Origin of the sequence: Micromonospora polyrhachis, assembly GCF_014203835.1 — a bacterium.
GTDB lineage: Bacteria > Actinomycetota > Actinomycetes > Mycobacteriales > Micromonosporaceae > Micromonospora_H > Micromonospora_H polyrhachis.
In genome coordinates this window covers 5,636,420-5,659,979 of the sequence record NZ_JACHJW010000001.1, presented here as the reverse complement: position 1 = coordinate 5,659,979, position 23,560 = coordinate 5,636,420, and the positions used below count along the sequence as shown (strand labels likewise).

General features: G+C 71.0%; 22 protein-coding genes and 1 pseudogene. 9 read left to right on the top strand and 14 right to left on the bottom strand.

Translation table 11 applies throughout. The annotated features are described in order from the left end of the window. Positions 1-22: 22 nt before the first annotated feature. On the top strand, positions 23-871 hold the full coding sequence (locus FHR38_RS25110; RefSeq protein ID WP_376771434.1) for a GNAT family N-acetyltransferase: 849 nt from the start codon (positions 23-25) through the stop codon (positions 869-871). A 132-nt stretch (positions 872-1,003) separates the two neighbouring features. Beyond that, positions 1,004-2,038, top strand: coding sequence for a hypothetical protein (locus FHR38_RS25105; RefSeq protein ID WP_184536966.1), 1,035 nt, complete (start codon positions 1,004-1,006; stop codon positions 2,036-2,038). Between the two features lie 157 nt (positions 2,039-2,195). Here FHR38_RS25105 and FHR38_RS25100 read toward each other — a convergent pair whose 3' ends face one another. Further along, the gene (locus FHR38_RS25100) at positions 2,196-2,846 is read right to left on the bottom strand and encodes a GOLPH3/VPS74 family protein (protein ID WP_184536965.1); all 651 of its coding nucleotides are present in this window, start codon (positions 2,844-2,846) and stop codon (positions 2,196-2,198) included. Between the two features lie 237 nt (positions 2,847-3,083). On the opposite strand from FHR38_RS25100, the gene FHR38_RS25095 reads away from it, so the two are divergent. Together FHR38_RS25095 and FHR38_RS25090 are read left to right on the top strand one after the other, a co-directional pair. Then, positions 3,084-4,589, top strand: a complete 1,506-nt coding sequence (locus FHR38_RS25095) for an APC family permease (protein ID WP_184536964.1) — start codon at positions 3,084-3,086, stop codon at positions 4,587-4,589. Positions 4,590-4,641: 52 nt separating this feature from the next. Then, positions 4,642-5,247 carry a GNAT family N-acetyltransferase gene (locus FHR38_RS25090; protein ID WP_312882398.1) on the top strand — a complete coding sequence of 202 codons (606 nt, stop codon included), beginning with the start codon at positions 4,642-4,644 and terminating at the stop codon, positions 5,245-5,247. A 21-nt stretch (positions 5,248-5,268) separates the two neighbouring features. Here FHR38_RS25090 and FHR38_RS25085 read toward each other — a convergent pair whose 3' ends face one another. The 5 genes from FHR38_RS25085 to trpC form a co-directional block, all read right to left on the bottom strand. After that, positions 5,269-6,468: an FAD-dependent oxidoreductase gene (locus FHR38_RS25085; protein WP_184536963.1), complete on the bottom strand. Its 1,200-nt coding sequence runs from the start codon at positions 6,466-6,468 to the stop codon at positions 5,269-5,271. Between the two features lie 17 nt (positions 6,469-6,485). Beyond that, positions 6,486-7,679, bottom strand: a complete 1,194-nt coding sequence (gene lgt / locus FHR38_RS25080; protein ID WP_184536962.1) for a prolipoprotein diacylglyceryl transferase — start codon at positions 7,677-7,679, stop codon at positions 6,486-6,488. 79 nt (positions 7,680-7,758) lie between these two features. Then, positions 7,759-8,559: a tryptophan synthase subunit alpha gene (gene trpA / locus FHR38_RS25075; RefSeq protein ID WP_184536961.1), complete on the bottom strand. Its 801-nt coding sequence runs from the start codon at positions 8,557-8,559 to the stop codon at positions 7,759-7,761. Next, the gene (trpB, locus tag FHR38_RS25070) at positions 8,556-9,797 is read right to left on the bottom strand and encodes a tryptophan synthase subunit beta (RefSeq protein ID WP_184536960.1); all 1,242 of its coding nucleotides are present in this window, start codon (positions 9,795-9,797) and stop codon (positions 8,556-8,558) included. Before trpB ends, trpA begins: the two co-directional genes overlap by 4 nt. Before the next feature lie 43 nt (positions 9,798-9,840). Then, positions 9,841-10,644 (bottom strand): indole-3-glycerol phosphate synthase TrpC, encoded by an 804-nt coding sequence (gene trpC, locus FHR38_RS25065; protein ID WP_184540175.1) that lies wholly within the window; start codon positions 10,642-10,644, stop codon positions 9,841-9,843. Between the two features lie 425 nt (positions 10,645-11,069). Between trpC and FHR38_RS25060 the strand changes: the two genes are divergently transcribed. Continuing rightward, entirely contained in the window at positions 11,070-11,351 is a 282-nt protein-coding gene (locus FHR38_RS25060) for a hypothetical protein (RefSeq protein ID WP_184536959.1), read from the top strand. Here FHR38_RS25060 and FHR38_RS25055 read toward each other — a convergent pair. The 5 genes and pseudogenes from FHR38_RS25055 to FHR38_RS25040 form a co-directional block, all read right to left on the bottom strand. Next, on the bottom strand, positions 11,344-11,958 hold the full coding sequence (locus FHR38_RS25055) for a Trp biosynthesis-associated membrane protein (RefSeq protein ID WP_184540172.1): 615 nt from the start codon (positions 11,956-11,958) through the stop codon (positions 11,344-11,346). The two genes, FHR38_RS25060 and FHR38_RS25055, sit on opposite strands and share 8 nt — an antisense overlap. Positions 11,959-12,095: 137 nt before the next feature. Beyond that, positions 12,096-13,652, bottom strand: coding sequence for an anthranilate synthase component I (locus FHR38_RS25050; protein ID WP_184536958.1), 1,557 nt, complete (start codon positions 13,650-13,652; stop codon positions 12,096-12,098). After that, complete coding sequence (hisI, locus tag FHR38_RS33330) at positions 13,649-14,080, bottom strand: phosphoribosyl-AMP cyclohydrolase (RefSeq protein WP_312882598.1); 432 nt, start codon at positions 14,078-14,080, stop codon at positions 13,649-13,651. The genes FHR38_RS25050 and hisI overlap by 4 nt, the downstream gene beginning before the upstream one ends. Positions 14,081-14,302: 222 nt before the next feature. Next, a pseudogene (locus tag FHR38_RS33325) lies at positions 14,303-14,617 on the bottom strand (phosphoribosyl-AMP cyclohydrolase); the annotation flags it as partial. A gap of 436 nt (positions 14,618-15,053) precedes the next feature. Further along, positions 15,054-15,851, bottom strand: coding sequence for an SMI1/KNR4 family protein (locus FHR38_RS25040; RefSeq protein WP_184536956.1), 798 nt, complete (start codon positions 15,849-15,851; stop codon positions 15,054-15,056). A 117-nt stretch (positions 15,852-15,968) separates the two neighbouring features. Here FHR38_RS25040 and FHR38_RS25035 point away from each other — a divergent pair, with 117 nt between their 5' ends. From FHR38_RS25035 to FHR38_RS25025, 3 genes are all read left to right on the top strand, one after another. Then, the gene (locus FHR38_RS25035) at positions 15,969-16,694 is read left to right on the top strand and encodes an ABC transporter ATP-binding protein (RefSeq protein WP_184536955.1); all 726 of its coding nucleotides are present in this window, start codon (positions 15,969-15,971) and stop codon (positions 16,692-16,694) included. Continuing rightward, positions 16,691-17,446 carry an ABC transporter permease gene (locus tag FHR38_RS25030; RefSeq protein WP_184536954.1) on the top strand — a complete coding sequence of 252 codons (756 nt, stop codon included), beginning with the start codon at positions 16,691-16,693 and terminating at the stop codon, positions 17,444-17,446. Before FHR38_RS25035 ends, FHR38_RS25030 begins: the two co-directional genes overlap by 4 nt. Before the next feature lie 63 nt (positions 17,447-17,509). Next, the gene (locus FHR38_RS25025; protein WP_184536953.1) at positions 17,510-18,115 is read left to right on the top strand and encodes a TetR/AcrR family transcriptional regulator; all 606 of its coding nucleotides are present in this window, start codon (positions 17,510-17,512) and stop codon (positions 18,113-18,115) included. Between the two features lie 56 nt (positions 18,116-18,171). Here the strand turns inward: FHR38_RS25025 and FHR38_RS25020 are convergent, their stop codons facing one another. Beyond that, entirely contained in the window at positions 18,172-18,960 is a 789-nt protein-coding gene (locus tag FHR38_RS25020; RefSeq protein WP_184536952.1) for a DUF2470 domain-containing protein, read from the bottom strand. A 71-nt stretch (positions 18,961-19,031) separates the two neighbouring features. On the opposite strand from FHR38_RS25020, the gene rpsD reads away from it, so the two are divergent. Further along, entirely contained in the window at positions 19,032-19,643 is a 612-nt protein-coding gene (gene rpsD, locus FHR38_RS25015; protein ID WP_184536951.1) for a 30S ribosomal protein S4, read from the top strand. A gap of 85 nt (positions 19,644-19,728) precedes the next feature. Here rpsD and FHR38_RS25010 read toward each other — a convergent pair whose 3' ends face one another. Together FHR38_RS25010 and FHR38_RS25005 are read right to left on the bottom strand one after the other, a co-directional pair. Continuing rightward, positions 19,729-21,513: an ABC transporter ATP-binding protein gene (locus FHR38_RS25010; protein ID WP_184536950.1), complete on the bottom strand. Its 1,785-nt coding sequence runs from the start codon at positions 21,511-21,513 to the stop codon at positions 19,729-19,731. Then, positions 21,510-23,363 (bottom strand): ABC transporter ATP-binding protein, encoded by a 1,854-nt coding sequence (locus tag FHR38_RS25005; RefSeq protein ID WP_312882397.1) that lies wholly within the window; start codon positions 23,361-23,363, stop codon positions 21,510-21,512. Before FHR38_RS25005 ends, FHR38_RS25010 begins: the two co-directional genes overlap by 4 nt. Between the last annotated feature and the right edge of the window lie 197 nt (positions 23,364-23,560).

Here is a 23,560-nt window from a genome sequence, read left to right as displayed (position 1 = left end):
CTGGGAAGGATGGTCCCGCGCAGTGGCCATGCCGAACGATGAGCTGTTTGCCCGCTTGGAAGAGTTCTATGACGCCCTGCCCCGAGATGGGGGCCATCCGGAGGAGTTCGGAGGGCTGACCCTGTTCGTCCAAGACGGCGATGGTTGGCCGTTCTATGCCCGCCCTCGCCGGGACGCTTCCGGCCCGCCGTCGGCCGCCGACATCCTCGCCGTCCGTCAGCGGCAGCGTGACCTGGGGGTGCCCGAGGCATTCGAATGGGTCCACGAGCAGAGCCCGGATCTGCTGCCGGTCGCTCGGTCGGCGGGTCTTTCCGTACTCGAGGCGCCCCTGATGGTGCTGGACCCCACCGCCCTGCCAGCACCGAGCGAGCTTTCCGACATCCCGGTACGGATCGTGGATCCCGCCTCGGACGACTTCTGTACGGACATCGCCGCCCGGCGGGCCGTCGCCGCCGTCGGATTCGCCGCGGCCGGTACGGCGACCGGTGACGCCGGGCCGGCCGAGCGCGATACCGCCCGCGTCGAGACGACGCCGGAGGCGCTGGCCGAGGAGTTGGCCCGGGCGGAGACCGGCCGACGGGTGACCGCCCTGGCCGAGTCGGCCGCCGACGGCGTACTGGCCAGCGGATTGGCGATGCGGGTCGGTGACGCGGCAGAGATCGCGGGCGTGGCCACCCTGCCGGTCGCCCGACGACGGGGCCTCGGCGCGGCGGTCACCGGCGCGTTGGCCCGGCGGATGCTCGACGACGGCGTGGACCTGGTGTTCCTCTCGGCAGGCAGTGAGGAGATCGCCCGGGTCTACCTGCGCACCGGGTTCCGCCGGGTGGGCACCGCCTGCATCGCCGAGCCCGCCGCCGTACTCGCGCCCTGAGTACGGCGATTGAGCGACCTGCGGAGAGTTGAGTGGTTCCTGATAGGACGGCTGGTTTGTCCAACTGAACACGTCGCGGCGTCCTCCGAGCCATAGAATGCGGCAAACCTGACCGGCCCCGCGGAGGCTTGGATGGCTGTCGTATGCGGTTCCTGTGGGCAACGACAGGACAAGAGCGGCAACCTCTACTGCCGTAATCCGTTCTGCGGCGCGCTCCTGCCCGACGCACAGACCCCCGGCGCACAGACCCCCGCGCCCGCCGACCTAGCCACCACCGCGTCGCAAGCCACCGCCGACCTAGCCGCCATCCCGTCGCAAGCCACCGCCGACCTAGCCGCCACCGCGTCGCAAGCCACCGCCGATCTAGCCGCCACCGCGTCGCAAGCCACCGCCGGCCAGGATGGCGCCAGTCCCGGCGAAGAGGTCGACAGAAAGATCGGCGGACGGCACCGCAAGCCGAACGGCCAGCCGTCGTCCGATGCCCCCGGGAGCGAGAGTTCCGGCGGATACCGACCAGCGGCGAGGCCGAACAGCCGGGTTCGCCGCTGGCTGGTCCCGGTCGCCGCGCTGCTCGCCGCCCTTCTCACCACCGGGGTGGTATGGCTCGCCCGACCCGACCCCGGGTCGGTGGAGGCAGAGCCACCGGCGGATGTCGCACCCGTGGTCGGCGACCCGGAGGCGGCGGAACCAACGTCGTCCACCATCGGGCCGACAGACGTTGCCTCCCCGGATGCGACGGCCACCCCGCCCATCGGGCCCACCTCGCCACCCCGGTCGACACCCTCGCAGCCGCAGGACCCGGCCCCCGGACCGACGCGCTCCTCGGCCCCGCCCCGCACGGCGGCGCCAACGAACGCGACGTTGTCGGCCAGTGCGCGTACGGAGTGTGTCTGGGCGGCCGGCGGAGGCTGGGTGCTACACCTGTCGGGTACGGTTCGCAACGGCACGGCCAGGTCCGCCACCGGTTGGCACGGCAGCACGGGAGGGGTTCACGCGAACAGTTACCGCCTCTCGATCAGCGGCGGTACGACGATATCGGGGACGATTCCGCCCAATGATCCAGACACCAGCGAGCTATTCGGCTCGTCCGCACCCTGGTCGATGACCGTGACGCTGAGCAACGGGCAGACGCTGTCCAACTCGGGAACAGCCAACAATCCGTGCTAGTCAGGGCAAGCTATCCGCGCTAGTCAATAGCGTTCGGCGGAGCAACTTCGTGGAAAGTGTATTTTATAAAGCAGGGCGGGAGACTCGGGCGGTTCTCCGACCCGTCCGGTCTGATCCCAGAGAAAACAGCAGCAACGCGTGCGGCCAATACGGCAAGTCAGCGTCGTACGGTCAACGTCGCTGCGGCGACGGCCCGGTCGACGGCGTCGAGTAGGTCCACCAGGACCTTCGGCAGTAACCGCCGGGCGACCCCGACCCGGTCGGTGACCGACCGGTCGAAGAGGTTCAGCACCCGCGTCATTCCGCCGGCATGCACCAGCGCCGCCAGCGCGGCGGTCTTGACGTCGAGTTGGTCGTGCTGACTGAGCACCGCTCCCAGCCGCACCCTGGGTCGGGCGACCACATCCGGGTCGATTCCCGGCCAACGCACGGACACCCGCATCGTCAGTCCTCGACTCTCCCTGCGCGCCACCAGGCCCGCGTTCGCCAGTCGACGACCCACAAGTTCCCGCACCCGGGGACCGAGGTGCGCCAACCAGGCCTGGATGGTGTGCCCGTCCCCGCGCCGCACCATCTCCGTCAGTACCTCGTCGGTGACCTCCTCCCGCCACAGTCGATGGTCGATGACGTGGATCCTGCCGTCGACGAACTTGATCCGACCATCGAGCGCCAACTCGACCAGGACCGCGCCAGCCAGTGCGGCGTCGAGATTGTGCGGACCGACCAGCGGCTTACCCGTGTGATTGTCATGCGCGATGAGAAAGAGTTGATCAGCAAGGCGCTGGTCGCCGATGAGCCAGTAATCCACTGTATCCCGTCCCTGACGAGGCATCGGGACGCGTTGATTGGCGCCCACATCGATGCCGGACCGTACGGCATGCACACGATGCCTTCAACCCCGATTACCCGATATCCGCATCTCAGATCGGCAACATCGCAAAAACATTTTATAGATCGATAGACATAGATTTGCCGCATTAGCAGGATCCTTCTACTGTTCGAAAAGCCTCGATCGAGACAACCCCTAATCATCCGAGGAACGTCTATGTCTACGGAAATCCCCTCATTCGAGAACGGCCTACGCCGGGGCCGACTCGGCACAGGTCATCTGGTCTTCTTCACCGTGGCGGCCTCGGCGCCCCTCACCGTCCTGGGCGGTGGGGTCACCACGATGTACGCGGTCAGCGGCAACATCGGCGGCGCGGTGTCGTACGTGCTGCTGGCCGCCGTGCTCGGCCTCTTCGCGGTCGGTTACGCCGCGATGAGCCGGCACGTCTCCAACGCCGGGGCCTTCTACTCCTACGTCGCCAACGGCCTGGGCCGGGCCGGCGGCGTCGCCGGCTCCTTCATCGCCCTGGCCGCCTACAACACCATCCAGATCGGCCTGTACGGGCTCTTCGGCGCGATCGTCGCCGACTTCGTCGACACGAAGTTCGACGTCGGTCTGGCCTGGTGGTTCTGGGCGCTACTCGCCTGGGCGGTGGTCGGCATCCTCGGCCTGCTCCGGGTGGACCTCAACGCCACCGTGCTGGCGGTGCTGCTGCTCCTCGAATGCGTCGCGGTAGCCGTCTTCGACATAGCCGCCCTGAGCAACCCGGCCGGCGGCATCATCACCTTCGACGGCCTCGACCCGGGCAACCTCTTCACCGTCGGGCTCGGGGCGGTACTGGCACTGGGAATCGCCTCCTTCACCGGTTTCGAGTCCGGTGCCATCTACAGCGAGGAGGTCAAGGACCCGCGCCGTACGGTCGCTCGTGCCACCTACATCGCCGTCGCCTTCACCGGCCTGTTCTACGCACTCTCCGCGTGGTCGCTGACCGTGGTCACCGGCCCGGCGAACGTCGTGGCCACCTCGGCGGAGGCCGGGGCCGGGGCGATCTTCGGCACCCTGGCCCAGTACGTCGGCGTGCTGGTGGCCGACGTAGCCAACCTCCTGTTCATCACCTCCGTCCTCGCCGCCCTGCTCTCGTTCCACAACAGCGTCGCCCGCTATCTGTTCGCCCTCGGTCGGGAACAGGTGCTGCCCCGCTTCCTCAGCCGCATCGGTGTCCGTACCGGAGCCCCGGTCGCCGGTTCGGCAACCCAGACCCTGCTCGCCCTGGTCGTCGTCCTCGGCTTCGCCGCTACCGGACGAGACCCCGTCATCGATCTCTTCACCTGGTTCAGTGGGCTCTCCGCCGTCGGTGTGGTGCTATTGATGACGCTCACCTCCGCCGCGGTCGTCGGCTACTTCCGTCGACACCCGCACACCGGGGAGAGCGCGTGGCAACGTGTCGTCGCGCCCGCCTCGGCCACCCTCGCACTACTGGCCATCCTCGCCGTGCTGGTCGTCAACTTCGACGCTCTGCTCGCCCCCACCAGTCCCGCCTACCTGGCCTGGCTACTGCCGAGCGTGATCGGCTGCGCCGCCGCCGCCGGACTGTTCTGGGGAATGCTGCTCCGCACGGTCCGGCCGCGGGTCTACGCCGGTATCGGCCGCCCCGCCGACGAATGGGCGTCAGCAGAGCGTCAGCGCGAGCCCGAACTCGTCAGCACTCGGATCGACCGGTGACCATCCGTCCCACCGCCCCGACACCTCCGCCCCTGCCTGCCTGGAGTCACCAGTGATCACCGAGCAACCCCGGGTCCGGCACGCCACCGGAGCCGAACTCGACCAACTGACCACCGTGCTGGCCACCGCCTTCCTCGCCGATCCGGTCAGCGGATGGATCTTTCCGGACGCCGATGAACGGGCACTGCGGCATCCGGCCTTCTTCCGCCCCTTCGTCGAACTCGCGATGGTCGAGGGACTGGTCCACACCACCACCGACCTCGCCGGAGTAGCGCTCTGGCTCCCCGTCGACGTCACCGTCCCGGCCGCTCCCGACGAGCAGTTGACCAAGCATTACGAGACGGTCATCGGTGTTCCGGCCACCGGACGCTTCCGGATCCTGGACGAACTGATGGCCACGCACCACCCGCACCACGTGGACCACCAGTACCTGCCGTTCATCGCCGTCCGACCGGACCGGCAGCGCCACGGCGTCGGAGCGACGCTGCTGCGGCACCGGTTCGAACAGCTCGACGAGGCCGGTCAGCCGGCGTACCTGGAGGCCAGCACGGCACGGAACGCGGCGCTCTACGAGCGACTCGGCTTCACCCGGTTGCCGGTCACCCTCGACCTGCCGGACGGGCCGACCCTGTACCCGATGTGGCGTGCCCCGCGATGACCATCCGCAGCGGTAACGACCTCAGCGGGGCGGTTCCCACTGGGCGGCGGCCGACGCGGCGCTGCCCAGCAGCCTCGGTGTGATCCTGCCCAGGGCGGCGTCCCGGGCCCGCAGGGCCAGCCGGCCCCGGGTCTGTAACACGGCGGACATGCGACGGGTCTGCCGCACCATGGTCGCCGTCCGGGGCAGCCTCACCGTGCTGTAGGACTCCACCGCCGCACACAACGGTTTGCCCGGCACCGCCTCCCGGGTGACCGCCTGCAATGTCGCGGCGTCCTCGAAGGCCAGGCAGGCACCCTGGCCCAGGTGGTGCGGCATCGCATGGGCTGAGTCACCCAGCAGGACGAAGCCACCCGGACCGACCGGGAAACCGTACCGGCGGGGCAACGGCCGCAGCTCGCGTACCTCCTGTTGCACGAGATCGTCCGGCTCGGTCGCGGCCAGCAACTCGCCGATCGGGGCTGGCCAGTCGGCGTACCACCGGCGGAGCAGGGCCAGTTGGGTCTCCGGTGACTCCGGCCGGGACGCCCCGGCCGCGGTCGCCACCCAGTAGATGCCACCTCGGGTGGAGCCGCCGGACGACCCGCGTTCCCCCAGTGACGCCGCCACGAACCGGTAGCCGGCACCGAGCGTCTCACTCCCCACCGGCCGGTCCGGCGGCAGTTGCGGCGCGCGGTACCAGGGGATGACGGCGCGCCAGGCCGCGCAACCGGAGCTGACCACCGTGGCCTCCGGGGCGAGCCGGCGGCGCACCACGCTGTCGACGCCGTCCGCCGCCACCACCAGGTCGGCCTCGACGGTGGACCGCTCGTCGCCCACCGCCGGTCGCTCACCCGCCGTCGTACGCACCGTCCGCACCGCCATCCCGGTACGGATCTCGACCCGGTCGCCGAGGCCGGCGATGAGCGCGTCGTGCAGGTCCTCCCGGTGTACGACCACCGGGGCGCGTTCGACCGCCGTGGCCCTCGGCTGCACCAGCCAGTGCCCGTCGGGCCGGCGGATCCCGGTGTCGGGCAGCGGGGTGGCGATGGCGTCCAGCCCGCCGCCCAGGCCGAGTGCCCGCAATGCCCGGACCCCGTTGGGCCACAACACCAGGGCGGTACGTTCCGCGCGGATCCGGTCGTTACGTTCGAGGAGGGTCACCTGCCAACCGGACCGGGCCAGCGCGCCTGCGGCGGCCAGGCCGCCGAGGCCCGCCCCCACCACCACCGCCGTACGCATCGGTGCGGCTCCTTCGCTCAGCGGTCCCGGTCAGCCGGCCGCGGCACGGCATCGCCGTCGTTGTCGACGTCCCGGTCGGTGTCGGTGTCCCGGTCGGTGTCGGTGTCCCGGTCGAGGTCAGCATCCCGGTCGGTGTCGGTGTCCCGGTCGGCGGCGCGGGTCTCGGCCGTCTTCGTGCCGGCCGCCGGATCCACCTCAGTCTCCGGCGGGACCTCGCCGGTCTCCTGATAGATCCGGTACTGCTCCTCGGTCACCACCCGGTAGCCGAGGGGCACCGCCTCGGCGGTCTCCACCTTGCCGGACACATCCACCTGGCCGACGTCGCTGGTCCGGGCGGGTGGCTCGGTGATGGCCGGGGCCAGCGGGATCAGATACTGGCGGAAGCCACGGACCCGGAGGAAGTAGATCAGCGCACCGAGGAAGACCAGCGCCGCGGTCCAGACGTTGAGCCGGAGGCCGAGGATCTCGTTCGCCTCGTCGGTACGCATCATCTCGATCCAGAACCGACCGGCCGTGTAGCCCATCACGTAGAGCGCGAAGGCCCGACCCCGGCCGAGCTTCCACCGCCGGTCGACCAGGAGAACCAGCACCGCCACCCCGATGTTCCACAGCGCCTCGTAGGCAAAGGTCGGGTGGTAGAGGCCCGGTTCGAGGATCGGCTTGCCGGCCGGGTCGAGCACCGCCTGGTTGTTCGACATCTCGTGCACCTGGAGGCCCCAGGGCAGGGTGGTCGGGCCGCCGTACAGCTCGTTGTTGAACCAGTTGCCGAACCGGCCGACCGCCTGAGCCAGCGGCAGACCGGGGGCCAGCGCGTCCGCGACCACGGTCAGCGGGATGCCGAGCTGCCGGGCGGCGAGCCAGGCACCGACCGCGCCGCCGGCGACCGCACCCCAGATGCCGAGCCCGCCCTCCCAGATGAAGAGGGCCTCGATCGGATTACCGCCCTCGCCGAAGTAGGCCTGCGGTGAGGTGATCACATGGTAGATCCGGGCACCGACGATGCCGGCCGGTACCGCCCACACGGCGATGTCCAGCACCGCCCAGGGGGCCACGCCCCGGCGACGCAGCCGGACCTCGGTCACCACGGCGGCGACCACGATGCCGAGCACGATGCACAGGGCGTAGGCCCGGATCGGAACCGGGCCGAGGTGCCAGACCGCGGTGCTGGGACTGGGCAGGGCCGCCTGGGGGGACAGTGAGGCGAGGTTCACGCTTGCATACGCTACCGTCGCACCCCGGGCCAGCGGCACCCCGGGCTGGCCGGCAACATGGGTCTGCGGCTGTCGGCGCTCACCGGCGGGCGGCGCGTACGCCCTCGGCCAGCTCGGCGCTGAGCCCCCGCAACGCGGTCAACCCGGTCGCCTGGTCGGGTACGTCGAGCAGGCACCGGACCAGCGCGCTGCCGACGATCACGCCGTCGGCGTAGCTTCCGACGGTGGCCGCCTGGGCGCCGTTACCCACGCCCAGCCCCACTCCGACCGGCAGGTCGGTGACCGCCCGGACCCGTTCCACCAGGGCGGGTGCCGCCTCGGAGGTCTGCTCCCGCGCGCCGGTGACCCCCATCAGGGCGGTGGCGTAGACGAAGCCCCGGCAGTGGTTGACGGTCATGGCGATCCGGGCGTCGGTGGACGAGGGGGAGACCAGGAAGGTGCGGTCCAGGCCGTACGTGTCGGAGGCGGCCAACCACTCGTCGGCCTCGTCGGGGATCAGGTCGGGGGTGATCAGACCGGTGCCCCCGGCGGCGGCCAGGTCCCGGGCGAACGCGTCCGGCCCGTACTTCTCGATCGGGTTCCAGTAGGTCATCGTGACCACCGGAACGCCGGTGGCGGCGACTGCCTCGATGACGCGCAGCCCGTCCCGGGTGCGTACGCCGCCCGCGAGCGCGATGTCGCTGGCCCGCTGGATCACCGGGCCGTCCATGACCGGGTCGGAGTAGGGCAGCTCGACCTCGATGACGTCGACGCCGGCCTCGGCCATCGCGATCATCGCCGCGATGCTGCCGTCGACGGTCGGGAACCCGGCGGGCATGCAGCCGACCAGCAGGGCCCGGTCCTCGGCCCGGGCCTTGTCGAACGCGACCGAGATGCTCATGCCTGCTCCTCGTCGAGGATGCCGAAGTAGGTGCCGGCGGTGTGCACGTCCTTGTCGCCCCGGCCGGAGAGGTTGACCACGATGGTGGGTTGGTGCCCGAGTTCCTCGGTCAGCGCCGGGATGATCTGGAGGGTGCCGGCCAGGGCGTGCGCGCTCTCGATCGCGGGGATGATCCCTTCGGTGCGGCAGAGCAGTTGGAAGGCGGCCATCGCCTCGGCGTCGGTGACCGGCAGGTAGCTGGCCCGGCCGGTGTCGTGGAGCCAGGCGTGCTCCGGCCCGACGGCCGGGTAGTCCAGCCCGGCCGAGATCGAGTGCGAATCGACGGTCTGCCCGTCCTCGTCCTGTAGGACGTAGGTGCGGGCACCGTGCAGCACCCCGGAGGAGCCGCCGGTGATGCTGGCCGCGTGCCGGCCGGTGGTAACGCCATCCCCGCCGGCCTCGAAGCCGTAGAGCCGGACGCCCTCGTCGCCGATGAAGGCGTGGAAGATACCGATCGCGTTGGAGCCGCCCCCGACGCAGGCGGTGACCGCGTCGGGCAGCGCCCCGGTGAGGTCCAGGCACTGCTGGCGGGCCTCGACCCCGATGCCGCGGACGAAGTCGCGCACCATCGCCGGGAACGGGTGCGGCCCGGAGGCGGTGCCGAGCAGGTAGTGCGTCTCGTCGACGTGGGCCACCCAGTCGCGCAGCGCCTCGTTGACCGCGTCCTTGAGGGTGCGGGAGCCGGTGGTCACCGGGATCACCGTGGCACCCAGCATCCGCATCCGCGCCACGTTGAGCGCCTGCCGTTCGGTGTCCACCTCCCCCATGTAGACCACGCACTCCAGGTCGAGCAGGGCGGCGGCGGTGGCGGTGGCCACCCCGTGCTGGCCGGCCCCGGTCTCGGCGATGACCCGGGTCTTGCCCATCCGCTTGGTCAGCAGTGCCTGCCCGAGCACGTTGCGGATCTTGTGTGCTCCGGTGTGGTTGAGGTCCTCCCGCTTGAGCAGGATCTCGGCCCCCACCTGCGCGGAGAGCCGTTCGGCCCGGTAGAGCCGGGACGGGGTGCCGGCGTAGTCGCGCAGCAGCGCGGCGAACTCGACCTGGAACGCCTCGTCGGCCATGGCGTGCCGGTAGGCGGTGTCGAGCTGTTCGAGCGCGGCCACGAGCGCCTCCGGCACGAACCGGCCGCCGTAGCGGCCGAAGTGACCGTCGGGGTCAGGTAGCAGGCCGGCCGCCGAGGCCAGCGCGGTCGTGCTCATCGGATCGTCGTCCTCTCACTGACCGGCACGCCACCGACCCGACTCAGCGGACCGGACGGGGGGTGGCCGGGTGGTTGCCCGCGTTGACCAGCTCGGCCACCGCTTCGCGTGGGCTCTTCTTGGTGACCAGTCCCTCGCCGACCAGCACCGCGTCGGCACCGGCCGAGGCGTACCGGATCAGGTCGTGCGGCCCGCGCACGCCGGACTCGGCGATCTTCACGACGTTGTTGGGCAGGCCGGGTGCGATCCGTTCGAAGACGGACCGGTCGACTTCGAGGGTACGCAGGTTACGGGCGTTGACCCCGATCACCTGCGCGCCGGCCGCCAACGCGCGGTCGGCCTCCTCCTCGTCGTGCACCTCGACCAGGGCGGTCATGCCCAGCGACTCGATCCGTTCGAGGAGGCCGACCAGGACGTTCTGCTCCAGGGCGGCGACGATGAGCAGCACCAGGTCGGCACCGTGCGCCCGGGCCTCGTGCACCTGGTAGCTGGAGACGACGAAGTCCTTGCGCAGCACCGGGATGTCGACGGCGGCGCGGACGGCGGCGAGGTCGTCCAGCGACCCGCCGAACCACCGGCCCTCGGTGAGCACGCTGATGCAGCGGGCCCCGCCCGAGGCGTACTCACCGGCCAAATCGGCGGGATCGGCGATCTCGGCCAGCTGCCCCTTCGACGGCGACGAGCGCTTGACCTCCGCGATCACCGCCACCCCTGGCCGGCGCAGTGCCGCGTACGCGTCGCGGGCCGGTGGCGCGGCGGCGGCCAGCTCCCGGATCTGCTCAAGCGGAATCTGCTCCTGTCGGCGCGCGACATCCTCCCGCACCCCGGCCAGGATTTCGTCAAGCACGTTCGCGGACGGTGCCGGACCGGCCGCGTCCTCCCTCGTGTGCCCATGCTCAGCAGTCACCAGCGGACTCCCCTCTCCGGGTGTCATGGGCCGATGCTAGGGGGCGGCAGAGAGTAGTCGCAGCCGGGGGTATGGCGTGCCTCACGAGATGGACTGGTGCATAATGACCGACCTCTCGTAAGCAAGAAATTACTCCACGTCACTACGCACCATCGGCGCGCATCGGTGTCGACAGCTGTGACGCAGGTCAAGGAAGCGCTGGGCGAACCACGATGTTGCTCGATACGGGTTCCCCGTGAGCGACACGACATGTCGACGGCCGGGTAACCCACGGGAAACACCAGCTGGGCAGCATCAGTGTCAGGCAGACTGATGTGCGACAGACTGCCCGACCCGTCGGATCGCTTCTCGTCGTGGAGTGGACCATGAACACCGTCGAGCCCGGATCGACCATCGACCTAGCCGCCATCTCCCGGGCCGTCACCGCGGTCGCCATCGGCGTGGCGCACACCATCGAACGGGCCATGGCCGGGGAGACCGCCGGCCGCACCGCCCAGGACAACGCCTGGGCCGCGGTCTGCGCCGACCGGGACCGAGCCCACCAGCGCGAGGAGGTCCGCCGGATGGTCGCCGCGCTGACCGTGCCGAAGGCCGACGAGTTGACCGGCCGGAGGAACGAGTCGGCCACCAGGAAGCTGGTCAGCTGACCGTCGGATCCTCACCCCGGTCCAGAGCGTCCCAGGCCGCCACCGTGCGCCGGGCCACCACCGGGCCCTTGCCATCGTTCGCCGCCATCGAGCCGGCCGCCGAACCGTCCTGGACCGGTGAGTTCTCCCGGGTCGACCGGCGCTCGTAGCGGGCCCCCATCACCGGCCAGCTCCCACCACGCAGCACGGTGACCGCACCGCCGGCCAAGGCCAGCACCCCACCCAGTACGCAGAGCGCCGGCCAGCCCACCGTCGTGTCCTCGTGGGCCAGTCCCGCCACGCCATAACCACCGCCGACCGCCACCGCCAACCCGACGAGCAGCAACAACACCCCGACCAGTCGTCGCCCCATCCCCCGGGTGGCCAGCACCGCCCCGGCGCCGGCCAGCCCGACCACCGCCAGCGCTGGCAACCAGGGCAGCAGTTCCCCACCGGTACGGGTCACCCGCACACTGGGCAGCGGGGCCGGCCGGGCGGTCACCTCCACCGCCCAGATCCGGGTCGCCGCGAAGACCGCGAGACCAGCACCGACCAAGCAGAGCAGGACGGCGTACGCCAACTGCCGCCGGGCGGCCTTCCCGTGAACCTCGGTGTCGACGGCACCCATCCGTACCGCGTCGGTCCCTTCGTCGTTGCGCACCGCGTCGGTCCTTCCGTCGGCGGCCTCCACCGCACCGGTCCCCGCACCGTCGCCGGCCTCCACCGCACCGGTCCCTTCGTCGCCGGTCGACGTCTCCGGTCCGCTCATCGGGCCGGCCGCAGCGTCTCGGCCGCCGCGATCGCCGCCAGTACGGCCGCCGCCTTGTTGCGGGTCTCCTGCTCTTCGGCGGCCGGCTCTGAATCGGCGACGATACCCGCCCCGGCCTGCACGTACGCCCGTCCGTTACGGAACAGGGCGGTACGGATGGCGATCGCCATGTCCATGTCCCCACTGAACCCGAAGTAGCCGACCGTGCCGCCGTACAGTCCCCGACGGGTGGGTTCCAACTCCTCGATGATCTCCATGGCGCGTACCTTCGGGGCGCCGGAGAGGGTGCCGGCGGGGAAGGTGGCGGCCAGCGCGTCGAAGGCGCCCCGATCGGCGCGCAGCGTGCCCACCACCGTCGACACGATGTGCATGACGTGGCTGTAACGCTCGATCGTGGCGAACTCGGGCACCTCGACCGTGCCCGGTTCGCAGACCCGGCCCAGGTCGTTGCGGCCCAGGTCGACCAGCATGACGTGCTCGGCGCGTTCCTTCGGGTCGGCGATCAGTTCGGCGGCGAGCCGGCCGTCGGCCTCCGGGGTGGCCCCACGCGGCCGGGTGCCGGCGATCGGGTGTAGCAGCGCCCGCTGGGTACCGTCGACCGATCCGGTCACCTTGAGATGCGCCTCCGGCGAGGAGCCCACGATGTCGAAGCCGTCGAAGCGCAGCAGGTACATGTACGGGCTCGGGTTGGTGGCGCGCAGCACCCGGTAGACGTCCAGCGGGTCCGCCTCGGTCTCCCGCTCGAACCGCTGGGAGAGCACGATCTGGAAACACTCGCCGGCCCGGATCGCCTCCTTGGCGACCTCGACCGCCTTCTGGTAGCCGCCCTCCGGGGTGCGAGCGACCACCTCACCGGGGGGTGGGCGCTCGATCGTGGAGATCATCGGCGGGATCGGCCGGGACAGGGCGCTGGTCATCGCGTCGAGCCGGCCCACCGCCTGGTGGTACGCGGCAGCGACCGACCGTTCCCGGTCCGGCTCGTCGGAGACCGGCAGCACCGCGTTGGCCACGAGGATCGCCGAGCCCTCGAAGTGGTCGAGCACCACCAGGTCGGTGGCGAGCATCATGCCCAGTTCGGGCACGCCGAGGTCGTTCTCGGCGAGCTCGGGCAGCCGCTCGAACCGGCGGACCAGGTCGTAGCCGAGATAGCCGACCATTCCCCCGGTCAGCGGCGGCATCGCCGGCCCGTCCCCCGGATCCGCCGGACCGGTCAGGGCCGCCACGGTGTCGCGGAGCACCGTCACCGGGTCGCCGTCGGTCGGCAGTCCGTTCGGTGGGTTACCCAGCCAGTGGGCCCGGCCGTCGCGCTCGATCAGGGTGCCGCTGCTGCGTACCCCGATGAACGAGTATCGGGACCAGGCGATGCCGGCCGAGCCGGCCCCCTGCTCGGCGGACTCCAGCAGGAACGTGCCGGGGCCGCCGGCCAGCTTGCGGTAGACCCCGATCGGGGTCTCCCCGTCCGCGAGCAGCCGTCGGGTCACCGGCACCACCCGCCGGTGCCGGGCCCGGGTGTGGAAGGCCGCCTCGTCGGGGCTCACGGCTCCGCTGGTCACTCGTGCTCCCTCGGAAGGGCGTCGCCGCCCGAGACCGGCAACTCGATCGAGAAGCAGTTCCGGGTGCCGGTGTGGCAGGCCGGGCCGACCTGGTCCACGCTGACCAGCAGCGCGTCCCCGTCGCAGTCCAGCGCCACCGAGCGGACGTACTGGTGGTGCCCGGAGGTGGCGCCCTTGACCCAGTGTTCCTGCCGGCTACGCGACCAGTAGGTGGCCCGGCCGGTGGTCAGGGTCCGGTGCAACGCCTCGTCGTCCATCCAGGCGAGCATCAGCACCTCGCCGGAGTCGTGTTGCCGGACCACGGCGGCGACCAGGCCGTCGGGGGTGCGGCGCAGCCGGGCGGCGATCTCCGGATCGAGCGCGGAGGGCCGCGCCGGGCCGGGCGCCGTCGGCGCGGCCGGGGTGGTGGGGATGCCACCTTCAGTCACTTCGGGTACGGGCACAGTGCCCGATTGTTCCGTACGCGGCGACGCGGGCGTAGCCCTGTCCCATCCGGCGCGGTCCGGGTCACTGGAGCGGGCCCGCAGCGGCCAGGTGGGCGGGGCCAACTGGGCGACGTACCGGTCCAGTCGACCATCGGCCACAGCGGCGGCGAGATCGGCCCCGGCCACCGGCTCGAACTGGTCGGCGTACGGCCGGACCAGGGTGATCGTCCCGGCGACCAGGCGGCCCGCAGCGGCGTGGACCCCGGCGGTGGTCACCGGCCGCAGGCCGAGGCAGGTGAGCATGTCGTCGCGGTAGCTCGGCGGCGCGACCGGCAGATCCAGTGCCGCCCCCAACGCGGCCCGGCGGGACGCGACGGCCAGTGGTGGGTTCGCCAACCGGAGCACCGAGGGACAGGCCCGGGCAAGGTCGCTCGCGGCGAGCCGGGCCCCGATCGCGTCCTCGGCGGCGGTGGCGCTGGCGACCTTGCCGAGGGTGGCGACGAGTTCCTCCAGCCGCGGCTCGCCGGCCGGATGGCACACCACCGCGAGGTCGACCCGGGACCGCCACCGTGGACTGGCCCAGAGCAGCCGGACGGGTGTGCTGACCGGCAGCCCGAACGCCCAGTCGGCCGGCTCTTCGATGCGGGCGAGCCAGGACACCACGTCCCGTACGGCGACCGAAAGGTGGGCCAGCCGGTCCTCGGTGTCCGCCAGGTAGGCCGGTCGCGACGCATATGGCGGGCCGTCGACCAGCACGTCGATATCGATGTCGCTATACACGGTGGCGGCGCTGCGGGCGTGGCTGCCGCGCAGGAGGACGCCGACGACGGGCCGGCTGGAGGTGTGGCGTAATCGGGCCGCCCACTCGTCAAGAAATCCGCTGCGCAGTAACGGACCGTGACCCACAGCGCCATCGTGCCCCAAAGCCGTAGCCGGGCGCAATGTCCGGTCAAGGCCCGGCTGTCCGGTCAGATAGCTACTGTCCCAAAGTGGATTGACGGCCGGGAATGGCAGCACCCCCGCGCAGCCACACGAGAAGATCGTCCGCCACCTTTTCGCTGGCCGCGACCGTGTCCGAGGAGATTGCGCCAAAGTCGAGGTGGTGGACCGAAGCCCGGTCACGGCCGTGTCGACGCATGAACAGGCCACCACCACCGCTGTCGTCACCGATCAACACCCAATGCGGAGCGTAATCGTCGACCTCGTACGTTTCGTTGCGTTCAGTGATGATCTGCGGGCCGTAGATCATCACCCCGTTCGGCAGCAGGACGCCGGGCGTCGAGCGCCAGAGCCGGGCCAGCGCCGGGGTGGGCCCATCGCCGAGCCCAGCGGCCCGCGCGACGGAGATGCTCAGGAACCCGGCGAACGACTCCGCGAACGGTTCCTCGTCGCCGAAGACGTCGCGGCGGACCACCGGCCACTCGGCCGAGGCCACACTCCCCGGCGACCGGTGGCCAGGGTGGACGAAGTGGTAGGAGTCGCCGCAGTCCGGCTCGGCGTAGAAACAGAGCAGGCCGTCGGCGAGCCGCCACGGCGCGGTCAGATCGTCGTCGGCATAGACCCGCAGATTCGGCGGGGCGATCGTCGCGATCCCCGCGCCGCCCAGCGTGCCGCTGCCGTACTCGGTCAACCACCAGCGGTACGACGGCGGCAGTGGGCCGAGCATGGCCTCGACCTGACAGATCCACTCCTCGGGCACGCCACGACCCGGGTGGGTGGACAGGATCGGCGTGCCCTCGACGAGTTCGCGGAGCAGGGTCAGGTCGGGTTCCACGGGAGCCGAGCCTGCCAGAACCGATCAACCACAGTCGGGGCTCGCCACCGGTTCCGACCCACCAAGATTTCATCTAGCGTTGAGTTCAACGTCCGATGAGTTTTCGGGGAGGAACTGATGGAGACCGCGATCGAGGTGCGCGACCTTGTCGTACATCGCGGGAGGCGACGGGTGCTGGACGGCATCTCCTGCGTGATCCCCCGGGGCCGCGTCACCGGGCTGCTCGGGCCCAGTGGCAGTGGCAAGACCACTCTGATGCGGGCCGTGGTCGGCGTGCAGGTCGTCACCGCCGGCACGGTCACCGTGCTCGGCGAACCGGCCGGCTCGACCGCCCTGCGCCACCGGATCGGCTACCAGACCCAGGCACCGAGCGTCTATCTCGACCTGACCGTACGGGAGAACGCCCGCTACTTCGCCGCGCTGCACGGCGTACCCGCGGCGGTGGCCGACCGGGTGGTCGCCGAGGTGGGCCTCGCCCCGGCGGTCGGCCAACTGGTCGGCACCCTCTCCGGCGGCCAGCGCAGCCGGGTGTCGCTGGCCTGCGCGCTCGTCGGCGGGCCCGACCTGCTCGTGCTCGACGAACCCACGGTCGGACAGGACCCGGTGCTCCGGGCCGACCTGTGGGCGAGGTTCCACGAACTGGCCGCGAACGGCACCACGCTGCTGGTCTCCAGCCACGTGATGGACGAGGCCGCCCGCTGTGACCGACTGCTGCTGATCCGCGACGGTCGGCTGATCGCCGACGACACCCCCGAGGCGGTACGCGCCACCGCCGGCACCACCGACCTCGACGCGGCGTTCCTCCAGTTGATCAGGGAGCAGGAAGGGACGGTCATCCGATGAGCCCGAGAATCCTGGCGGCGACCACCGGCCGGATCCTGCGCCAACTACGCCACGACCGACGTACCGTGGCCCTGCTGGTCGTGGTGCCGGCGGTACTGCTCACCCTGCTCTACTACATGTTCGACAACGAGCCGGTCCAGCCGGGCACACCGTCCACCTTCGACCGGATCTCGCTGATCATGCTGGGCGTGTTCCCATTCGTCATCATGTTCCTGGTGACCAGCATCGCCATGCTGCGCGAGCGGACCACCGGCACCCTCGAACGGCTGTTGACCACCCCACTGGGCCGGCTCGACCTGCTCTTCGGTTACGGGATCGCATTCGGTCTCGCCGCGACGGTCCAGGCCGTCATCTCGGCAGCCGTGGCCTACTGGCTGTTCGACCTGCACACCGCCGGCAGCGCCGGGCTGGTCGTCCTGATCGCGGCGGTCAACGCCGTACTCGGGGTGGCGCTGGGGCTGTTCTGCAGTGCCTTCGCCCGCACCGAATTCCAGGCCGTACAGTTCATGCCGATCGTGGTGATCCCGCAACTCCTGCTGTGCGGCCTGTTCGTCGCCCGCGAGCAGATGGCGGACTGGCTGTGGTGGCTCAGCAAGGTGCTGCCCCTGTCGTACGCGGTCGAGGCGCTCCAGGAGGTCGGCGCACACGCCGAACCGACCGGCGTCATGTGGCGGGACCTGGCGGTCGTGGCCGGCGCGGTCATCGCGGCCCTGGTCCTCGCCTCGGCCACCCTGCGGCGCCGCACCGGTTGAGCCGGGACGTCACCCGGATCGGCGCTGGACCGGGGCACGACCCGTACGACACGAAGGATGCTCATGGCACGACGGACCGGACGGCGACCCGGCAGCCCGGACACCCGCGAGGCGATCCTGGTCGCGGCCCGACAGGCATTCGCCGAGCGCGGCTTCGACGGTGCCTCGATCCGGTCGATAGCGGCCGGTGCCGGGGTGGATCCGGCGCTGGTCCACCACTACTTCGGCAGCAAGGACCAACTCTTCCTGGCCACCATGAACGTCCCGTTCGACCCGCGCGAACTGCTGCCGCAGATCACCGACGGGCCACCGGACGCGATCGGCGCCCGACTGGTCCGGATCTTCCTCGGGGTCTGGGACTCACCGGCGGGCGCCGCCGGGGTGGCGCTGCTGCGCTCGGCGGTGAGCAACGAGTGGACCGCCCGCCTGCTCCGCGAGTTCGTCGTCACCCAGATCATGCGACGGGTGGCGGACCAACTGGCCATCGACCCGAGCCAGGCACCGTTGCGTGCCTCGCTGGTCGCCTCGCAGCTGGTCGGGATGGCCACCGTGCGACACATCCTGAAGCTGGAACCACTCGCCTCCACCGCGCCGGAGGTGCTGGTGGCGGCGGTAGGGCCGACCGTCCAGCACTACCTCACGGGCGACCTCTCGGAGGCTGTCGGGTAACCGGTTCCACCTTGGCGGGACCGACCCGGCCAGGCCGACCGGCGAGACCGACCGGGCTAGGCCGACCGTCGTCGGGGTTGCGCGTCCCAGGCTACGGAACCGTGGCGCCGGTGCCCGCAGAGCACCAGGTGCAGCAGCCGAGCCAGGTCGGCCCGGTCCCGTACCGGGCGGGGAAAGGAAAGCCGGGCCTGGAGGCGCGCGTCCGCCGGGCCCACCGTCACCACGAAGCCGTACCGGTCCAGGCGCACCACCTGGGCCGGGAGGCCGTCGGCTGCCCCCGCCAGGTTGCCGAGCCGATCGCGCACGAAAGCTGAGATGGCGGGACCGTGGTGGTCGGCCAGGTCGGCCAGCAGCTCCCGCTCGATCTGATGTAGCGGATCCGGCTCGGCTGAGGCGTACTCCTCCGGGTCGACGTTTATGGTCCTATCGGCCTGCTCCAATCGGACCTCGGCCACCTCGAACCGGTAGAGGGCAAATCCTCGGCCCACATCCAGCAGGTCGCCGCTGGGATCGACGTCGAAGAAGTCGAGGGCCGCCTGTCGGGCTTCCTGACCGTCGAGCACGCTCGCCCAGCCGGAGAGCCACACCCGGCCCAGCGAGGGCGCTCCCGCGCCGGGTGGCAGGTCCCGCACATCCAGCACCATCGCGACATCCTCGGCACCGACCGCCGGCCACAGCGCCATGGCCAGGTCGCTGGTCACCGATACGAGCAACAGCACCCGTCCGTGCCGGTCGACGACGTGCCGTACGGGATGCGGGCCGGGACGGCAGGCGATGTACGCGGTGCCGGCAAGCCGGCCGGCGGACAGCGTCCGGGCGATCTCCGCGGGACTGGGCTGCTGCATGACAGGACCTCCAGGCAGGTTAGGCTCACCTAAGTAAGGGTAGGCTAAACCAGCGAGCTGGAGACGTCCATATGAACCACCCCCGGCCCAAGGCCCGGCTCTCCCGGGCCCTCGGCATCCCCCTCACCCGCAAGTGCGCGAAATACTTCGAGCGCCGGCCGTACCCGCCCGGGGTGCACGGCCGACAGCGCCGCCGAACCTCGGACTACCAGGTACGACTACTGGAGAAGCAGCGACTGCGCCACCAGTACAACGTCAGTGAGACCCAGTTGCGGCGTGCCTTCGACGATGCGGCGAAGGCCGGCGGAAAGACCGGTGACACGCTGGTCGGCCTACTCGAACGGCGACTCGACGCGGTGGTGCACCGGGCCGGCCTGGCCCGCACCATCTACCAGGCACGCCAGCTCGTCGCCCACGGACACCTCACCGTCGACGGAGTCAAGGTGGACCGCCCGTCGTACCGGCTGCGCCCCGGTCAGGTAGTCGAGGTACGCGAGCGCAGCCGGACCAAGCCACCGTTCCAGCTCGCCGCCGCCGGCGCGCACGCCGGGGACGGACCGGTCGTGCCATACCTGTCGGTCAGCCTCGCCGACCTGCGCACCACCCTGCTCCGGGAACCCGCCCGCCGCGAGGTCCCGATCGTCTGCGACGAGCAGCTCGTGGTCGAGTTCTACTCGCGCTGACCCTCCGCCCCGGGGGTGCGGAACGACCCCTCCCCGCGCCGAAGGCGACAGCAGGGGACCCGTCCGCACCCCGGACAGCCGGCACCTAGCGCGTCTGCTCCAACCAGGACGCGTACAGCAGCCCGTACACCGAGGACGGATCCCGGACCAGCTCGTCGTGCGGGCCCCGCTGCACGATCCGGCCCCGGTCCACGACGATCACCTCGTCCGCCGCCTGAGCGGTGGAGAGCCGGTGCGCGATCGCCACCGTGGTACGTCCCCGGGTCACTGCGTCCAGCGTGCGTTGGAGTCGCACCTCGGTGGCCGGGTCCACCGCGCTGGTCGCCTCGTCGAGCACCAGCAGATCCGGGTCGGCGACGTACGCCCGGGCCAACGCGACGAGCTGCCGTTCGCCCACGCTCAGCGCCTCACCCCGTTCACCCACCGGGGTTTCCAGGCCCTTCGGAAGCCCGGCCACCCAGTCGGCCAGACCGAGTTCGGTGAAGGCCTCGGCCAGTTCCGCGTCGGTCAGGCTCGGCCGGGCGAACCGGACGTTCGCCGCCACCGTCGTGTCGAACAGGAACCCGTCCTGCGGCACCATCACCACCCGGGACCGCAACGACGAGAACCGGACCTGGTCCAGCGGCACGCCGGAGAGCAGCACCGTCCCGGAGCTGGGGTCCATCAGGCGGGTGAGCAGCTTCGCGAAGGTCGTCTTGCCGCTGCCGGTCTCCCCCACCACGGCGATCCGGGTCTTCGCCGGGATCTCCACGTCGACGTCGGCCAGCACCGGCGGGCCACCCGGGTACGCGAAACCCACGTCGACGAAGCGGACGTCGATCGCCCCGACCGGCAGCTCCATCCCCCGCTCACCCGGGTCGGCCACATCCGGTTCGACGTCGAGTACGTCGAGCACCCGCCGCCACCCGGCAATGGCGTTCTGCGCCTCGTTGAGGACCTCGGTGGCGATCTGTACCGGCTGGATGAAGAGCGTCACCAGGAAGAGGAAGGCCGTCAGCTGGCCGATGCTCAGCGTCCCGTCGACACCGAGCCGTACCCCGAGCACCACCACGGCGGCCAACGCCAGCCCGGCGGCGATCTCCCCGGTGGAGAAGGCGATCACGCTGGTACGCAGGGCCCGCTGCTGGGCTACCCGCTGCCCCTGGATCGTCTCGTTCAGTCGACCGGCGGTACGGCCGGACACCCCGTACGCCCGGATGACCGGCGCGCCGACCACGCTCTCGGAGATCGCGGCGAGCATGGCCCCCATCCGTTGCCGGACCAGCCCGTAGGTAGCGGCCAGTCGACGCTGGAACAACCGGATCACCAGCAACGCGGGCAGGAACGCGGCGAACACCACCAGGGTGAGCTGCCAGGAGTAGACCGCCATCACGATCGAGGTGACCACCACCTGACCGAGGTTGATCAGCAGGATCACCCCGCCCCACTGGAGGAACTGGGTGATCTGGTCGACGTCGCTGGTGACCCGGGAAACCAGCGAGCCACGCCGCTCGGACTGCTGGTGCAGCATCGACAGGTCGTGCACGTGCCGGAAGGCCCGGGTGCGTACGCCGGCCAGCGCCGTCTCACTGACCGTGAAGAGTCGTCGCATCATCAGATAGCCGCAGAGCGTGGTCACCACCAGGATGGCGGCGGTGAAGGCCACCACCGCACCGACCACACCGAGGTCCGGGCCGCCGGGCACGGTCAGGCCCCGGTCGATGCCCTGTTGGACCGCCACCGGTACGGCTGCCCGCCCGACCATCGACACCACGGCCAACGCAAGGGTGCCGGCCAGCCCCACCCGCAGTTCGGGCGAGAGCGCCAGTCCTCGGCGCAGGGTCCGCCAGGTGCTCTCCACCGGTTCCGTCGTCTCCACCGCCGCGCTCACTGCTCCACCATGATCTCGTCGGTCGGGCGTGGGTTCTCCCGCTCCCGTTCGGCTTCGGCCTTCTCGTAGGCGGTGACCAGGTCGGCGTAGCCGGGGACGGAGGCCAGCAGTCCCTGGTGCGTACCTCGGGCCACGACCCGGCCCCGCTCGACGTAGACCACCTCGTCGGCGAGCGCGATGGTGGCCCGCCGGTAGGCCACCACAAGGATGGACGCGGCCGGGGCATCGTCCTCACCGGCGCGCAGCGCGGCCAGGATCGCCGCCTCCACCCTCGGGTCAACGGCGCTGGTGGCGTCGTCGAGCACCAGCAACCGGGGCCCGCCGGCCAGGGCTCGGGCCAGGGTGAGCCGTTGCCGCTGCCCACCGGAGAGTGAGGTGCCCCGCTCTCCGACCATGGTGTCCAGCCCGTCGGGCAGCGCGGCGACGAACCCGGCCGCCTCGGCCAGCCGCAACGCGGCCCAGACGTCGTCGTCGGTGATCCCCGACCGGTCCAGGGTGATGTTGGCCCGGACGGTGTCGTCGAAGACGAACGGCACCTGTGCCACCAGGGCGCCGTTGCCGGCGAGCGAGTCGGCGGTCAGCGACCGGACGTCCACCCCGTCGAGGGTCACCGAGCCGGCCACGGGGTCGACCAGCCGGACGGCCAGCGACGCGATTGTCGACTTGCCGGAGCCGGTGGGACCGACCAGGGCCACGGTACGGCCGGCCGGCACGCTGAACGAGACGTCATGGAGCACCGGCGTGCTCGGCACGTCGGGGTCGGCGGGCTGGTAGCCGAAGCCGACCTGGTCGAAGGCGAGTTCCGCCGGTGCGTCCACTGGCTTGTCCAGGCTGCGGTCGCCGTACGGCATCCCGCCGGTGGCGGTGAGCACGGCCTGTAGGCGGTCCCAGCCGGCGACGCTGCGCGGCAGTTCGGCGAGCACCCAACCGATCGCCCGGACCGGGAAGGCGAGCACGGTGAACAGGAAGGCCACGCTGATCAGCTCGGTGACGGTGATCGCGTCCTGCCGGAGCCGGATGCCGCCAACCACCAGGATGGCCAGGGTGCCGAGGCTGGGCAGGGTCTCCAGCATCGGGTCGAAGACGCCGCGCAGTCGACCGACCGCGATCAACGCGTCCCGCAGCTCGTCGACCCGGGCGGTGAACCGGGCGGTCTCCCGTTCCTCACGGCCCATCGTCTTGACCACCAGGGCACCGTCGAAGCTCTCGTGGGCGATGGCGCTGACCTCCGCCCGGAGCTGCTGGGCCCGGGTCTGTCGGGGGGCCATCCGCCGCGAGTAGACGACGTTGAGGGTGAACAACGCCGGGAAGATCGCCAGCCCGACGAGGGCGAGCGCCCAGTCGGTGGCGAACAGCGAGCCGATGGCGGCGGCGAGCATCACCACCGTGCCCACCGCGAAGGGCAGGGGCGCGATCGGATACCAGGCCGCCTCCACGTCGGAGTTGGCGTTGGAGAGCAGGGTGCCGGTGGCGTGTCGGTGGTGCCAGGACAGGGGCAGGTCCAGATAGCGCCGGGTGACCCGCTGCCGGTAGGTGGCTTGCAGCCGGTACTGCATGAATCCGGCACCGAGCCGCCGGCCGAAGATGCCGGCCACCTTGACCAGGCTGACCGCGATCAGCGCCCCGGCACCGAGGGCGAGAATCCCGACATCGACCTCTCCCTTGGCGATCGCCGGTACCGCCACCTCGCCGACCACTGCGCCGACCACGTACGCGCTGGCGATGATCATCAGCCCGAAGACGACGCTACCGGTCACCCCGACCGCGAAGATGCGCGGCTCCTCACGGATCGCCCGACCGAGAATCCGCATCCCCCGGACGAGCACATCCCGCTTCGTACTGATCGCCACGCTCTCCCCCGCCGTAAGCCTCAGATCGTCCCCCTCATCCTTACCGAACCGGGCACCGACGACTACCTGGTATCGATTATGTCGGGGTGGTCACAGGACCGGCGCGGCTCCGACCGGGCCGATCGGCCGCCGCCCCGCTAACCGCCCCTGCCGGACCGTTCGGACGTCTGCTCATCACCGCCGCCAGGCCGATCGGC

Coding starts and splice junctions, on each gene's coding strand:
- FHR38_RS25020 (WP_184536952.1), bottom strand. CDS start 18,960: ATGCAGCAGCCCAGTCCCGCGGAGATCGCCCGGACGCTGTCCGCCGGC.
- FHR38_RS25035 (WP_184536955.1), top strand. CDS start 15,969: ATGGAGACCGCGATCGAGGTGCGCGACCTTGTCGTACATCGCGGGAGG.
- rpsD (WP_184536951.1), top strand. CDS start 19,032: ATGAACCACCCCCGGCCCAAGGCCCGGCTCTCCCGGGCCCTCGGCATC.
- FHR38_RS25060 (WP_184536959.1), top strand. CDS start 11,070: ATGAACACCGTCGAGCCCGGATCGACCATCGACCTAGCCGCCATCTCC.
- trpB (WP_184536960.1), bottom strand. CDS start 9,797: ATGAGCACGACCGCGCTGGCCTCGGCGGCCGGCCTGCTACCTGACCCC.
- FHR38_RS25085 (WP_184536963.1), bottom strand. CDS start 6,468: ATGCGTACGGCGGTGGTGGTGGGGGCGGGCCTCGGCGGCCTGGCCGCC.
- FHR38_RS25095 (WP_184536964.1), top strand. CDS start 3,084: ATGTCTACGGAAATCCCCTCATTCGAGAACGGCCTACGCCGGGGCCGA.
- FHR38_RS25055 (WP_184540172.1), bottom strand. CDS start 11,958: ATGGGTGCCGTCGACACCGAGGTTCACGGGAAGGCCGCCCGGCGGCAG.
- FHR38_RS25105 (WP_184536966.1), top strand. CDS start 1,004: ATGGCTGTCGTATGCGGTTCCTGTGGGCAACGACAGGACAAGAGCGGC.
- FHR38_RS25025 (WP_184536953.1), top strand. CDS start 17,510: ATGGCACGACGGACCGGACGGCGACCCGGCAGCCCGGACACCCGCGAG.
- trpA (WP_184536961.1), bottom strand. CDS start 8,559: ATGAGCATCTCGGTCGCGTTCGACAAGGCCCGGGCCGAGGACCGGGCC.
- FHR38_RS25030 (WP_184536954.1), top strand. CDS start 16,691: ATGAGCCCGAGAATCCTGGCGGCGACCACCGGCCGGATCCTGCGCCAA.